This window comes from Halalkalicoccus subterraneus (genome assembly GCF_003697815.1).
Classification (GTDB): domain Archaea; phylum Halobacteriota; class Halobacteria; order Halobacteriales; family Halalkalicoccaceae; genus Halalkalicoccus; species Halalkalicoccus subterraneus.
The window spans coordinates 1-3,289 of sequence record NZ_RDQG01000081.1 but is presented as its reverse complement, the minus strand read 5'-3'; the positions used below and the strand labels follow the sequence as shown (position 1 = coordinate 3,289).

At 65.3% G+C, this 3,289-nt stretch carries 6 protein-coding genes; all 6 read left to right on the top strand.

Going from position 1 to position 3,289, the window contains the following annotated elements; genetic code table 11:
- The first annotated feature begins 17 nt into the window (after window positions 1-17).
- A complete protein-coding gene (locus tag EAO80_RS17180) occupies window positions 18-413 on the top strand; it encodes a 30S ribosomal protein S9 (protein WP_122091066.1) in 396 nt (131 codons plus the stop codon).
- Between the two features lie 11 nt (window positions 414-424).
- Entirely contained in the window at window positions 425-616 is a 192-nt protein-coding gene (locus EAO80_RS17175) for a DNA-directed RNA polymerase subunit N (protein WP_122091065.1), read from the top strand.
- Window positions 613-789, top strand: a complete 177-nt coding sequence (locus EAO80_RS17170; RefSeq protein WP_122091064.1) for a DNA-directed RNA polymerase subunit K — start codon at window positions 613-615, stop codon at window positions 787-789. Before EAO80_RS17175 ends, EAO80_RS17170 begins: the two co-directional genes overlap by 4 nt.
- The gene (gene eno, locus EAO80_RS17165) at window positions 786-1,985 is read left to right on the top strand and encodes a phosphopyruvate hydratase (RefSeq protein WP_122091063.1); all 1,200 of its coding nucleotides are present in this window, start codon (window positions 786-788) and stop codon (window positions 1,983-1,985) included. The genes EAO80_RS17170 and eno overlap by 4 nt, the downstream gene beginning before the upstream one ends.
- Window positions 1,982-2,806, top strand: a complete 825-nt coding sequence (gene rpsB / locus EAO80_RS17160; protein ID WP_122091062.1) for a 30S ribosomal protein S2 — start codon at window positions 1,982-1,984, stop codon at window positions 2,804-2,806. The genes eno and rpsB overlap by 4 nt, the downstream gene beginning before the upstream one ends.
- An 84-nt stretch (window positions 2,807-2,890) precedes the next feature.
- The coding region (locus EAO80_RS17155; protein WP_122091061.1) for an NAD-dependent epimerase/dehydratase family protein at window positions 2,891-3,289 on the top strand (399 nt) is incomplete at its 3' end.

Sequence of the window (3,289 nt, the reverse complement as noted above, 5' to 3'; positions counted from 1 at the left end):
CTGGGGGCAAACGTCACATGGTAACGAACACGAGCGGCAAGAAGAAGACGGCCATCGCCCGCGCCACGGTGAGCGACGGCGAGGGCCGCGTTCGCATCAACTCCCAGCCAGTCGAGCTGGTCGAACCGGAGATCACCCGCCTGAAGATGCTCGAACCGTTCCGCATCGTCGACGGCATCCGCGACGACGTCGATATCGATATCGACGTTCAGGGCGGCGGTTACAACGGACAGGCCGACGCGGTCCGGACCGCCATCGCCCGCGGGCTGGTCGAGTTCAGAAACGACGCCGAACTGCGCGACGCGTACATGGAGTTCGACCGATCGCTGCTGGTCAACGACGTGCGCCAGTCCGAACCGAAGAAGTGGGGCGGGCCCGGCGCACGGGCGCGCTACCAGAAGTCCTACCGTTAGGTGATCCACCCATGATGGTACCAGTCCGGTGTTTCACGTGTGGTAACGTCGTCGGCGAGCACTGGGAGGCGTTTACCTCCCGCGTCGACGAGGGCGAGGACCCAGCCGAGGTGCTCGATGACTTGGGTGTCTCGCGACACTGCTGTCGCCGGATGCTCGTCAGTCACACCGACCTCGTCGACGTGGTGGCTCCCTACCAATGACGACCCAGTTCAGCCGCTACGAGAAGGCCCGCATCCTCGGCGCACGGGCGCTGCAGGTGTCGTACGGCGCACCCGTGTTGATCGAGACCGATCAGTCCGAACCGATCCTGATCGCCGCCGAGGAGTACGACGCGGGGGCGCTGCCCTTCACCGTCGGGCGAGGTGAGGCATGACGCAGATCGCCGAGATCCGACTCCGGCGGGTACTCGACTCGCGGGGTAACGGCACCGTCGAGGCCGACGTGCTGACCGAAAGCGGCGGTTTTGGTCGTGCCGCAGCGCCAAGCGGCGCGAGCACGGGTGAACACGAGGCGATCGAGCTCGCTCCCGAAGAGGCGATCGCCGCCGCCCGTGAACGGGCGGTTCCACGGCTCGTCGGCGAAGCGTACGCGGGCGACCAGCGAAGCGTCGACGCAGCGCTGCACGCCGCCGACGGCACGGACGACTTCTCCGAGATCGGCGCCAACAGCGCGGTCGCGATCAGCATGGCCGCGGCGAAAGCCGGCGCGGACATGCTCGGCGCGCCGCTCTATCAGCATTTAGGAGGAGCATTCCGCGGCGAGAACTTCCCGATTCCTCTCGGAAACGTCGTCGGCGGGGGCGAACACGCCGCCGACGCCACGGACATCCAGGAGTTCCTCTCGGCGCCGGTCGGCGCGCCCAGCGTCACCGATGCAGTCTTTGCGAACGCCGCGGTCCACGGCGAGATCCACGACGTCCTCGCCGAGCGCGGCATTCCTGCAGGGAAGGGCGACGAGGGCGCGTGGGCGCCCTCCGTGGGCGACGAGGAAGCCTTCGAGATCGTGGCCGAAGCGACCGAGACCGTAAGCGAGGAAGTCGGTTTCGAGATCGGCTTCGGGCTCGACGTCGCGGCCGCCGAGATGTACGAGGACGGCGAGTACCAGTACTCGGAGCGAACCCGCTCGACCGACGAGCAGATCGAGTACATCGCGGATCTCGTCCGGGAGTACGACCTGGTCTACGTCGAGGACCCGCTCGACGAGAACGATTTCGAGGCGTTCGCAGAGCTGACCGAGACGGTCGGCGAGGAGACGCTGATCTGTGGGGACGACCTGTTCGTCACCAACACCGAGCGCCTGCAGACCGGTATCGAACAGGGATCGGCCAACTCGATCCTGATCAAGCCAAACCAGATCGGCACGCTGACCGATGCCTTCGACGCGATCGAGCTCGCGACGCGAAACGGCATCGAGCCGGTCGTCTCACACCGCTCGGGCGAGACCGAGGACACGACGATCGCACACCTCGCCGTGGCGACTGACGCCCCCTTCATCAAGACGGGTGCGGCCGGCGGCGAGCGAACTGCCAAACTCAACGAACTCATCCGCATCGCGGAGGACGCATTATGAGCAACGAACCAGACCAAGACGGGCTCGAGGCGGCCGAGGAGGAGATCGACGAGGAACCCGAACCCGAAGCGGGCGGGGACCCCGACGTCGATCCCGACGAGGACGTCAGAGCCGAGACCGAGGAACCGAGCGCCGACGCCGACACCGACACCGAGGAGGTAGAGGCCGAGGCCGAAGTAGACATAGACGAGGGGGAGCCGGCCGGGCCGGCGCTCGACGACGACGTCATGTCCGACGAGGAGGCAGACCTCCTCATTCCCGTCGAGGAGTACCTCGGCGCGGGGGCCCACATCGGGACCCAGCAGAAGACCAAGGACATGGAGCGGTTCATCCACCGCGTGCGCACGGACGGGCTGTACGTGCTGGACATCTCGAAGACCGACGAGCGTATCCGCACGGCCGCGGACTTCCTCTCGAACTACGACCCCGAGCAGGTGCTCGTCACCTCCTCGCGTCAGTACGGCCGGTTCCCGGCCGAGAAGTTCGCCGAGACCATCGGAGCGCGCGCGCGGACCGGTCGGTTCATCCCCGGCACCCTGACCAACCCCAAGTACGACGGCTACATCGAACCCGACGTGGTCGTCGTCACGGACCCGATCGGCGACGCACAGGCCGTGACGGAGGCGATCACGGTCGGTATCCCCGTGATCGCGATGTGTGACTCGAACAACTCGACGAGCAACGTCGACCTCGTGATCCCGACGAACAACAAGGGTCGCAAGGCGCTGTCGGTCGTCTACTGGTTGCTGGCCAACGAAACGCTCGATCGCCGCGGTGCGGACACGGTCTACGCCCTCGAGGACTTCGAGAGCGGGATCTAAGCGGGGCGTTTCGAAGCCGATAACGAACGGTTCGTCCGGAACACGTTCGCCTGTTTTTTAATAGTCGACGGTATAGGTGGCAGTATGAACGGGAAACGCGTCCTCGTGACGGGCGGAGCAGGGTTTATCGGGTCGAATCTCGCGAACCACCTTGCCGACGACAACGACGTCGTCGTCGTCGACGACGGCTACCTCGGCACGCCCGAAAACCTCGACGAGACCATCGATTTTCACGAGAAAAGCGTGTTAGACGACGATCTGCCGACCGAGGTGGACGTCGTGTTTCACCTCGCGGCGCTGTCCTCGTATGCGATGCACGAGGACGACCCGACGAAAGGAGCGCGCGTCAACGTCGAAGGGTTCGTCAACACCGTCGAGCAAGCCCGTGACGACGGCTGTAACACGGTCGTCTATGCCTCGACCTCCTCGATCTACGGCAATCAGACCGATCCCTCACCCGAAGAGATGGATGTGGCGGTCAAC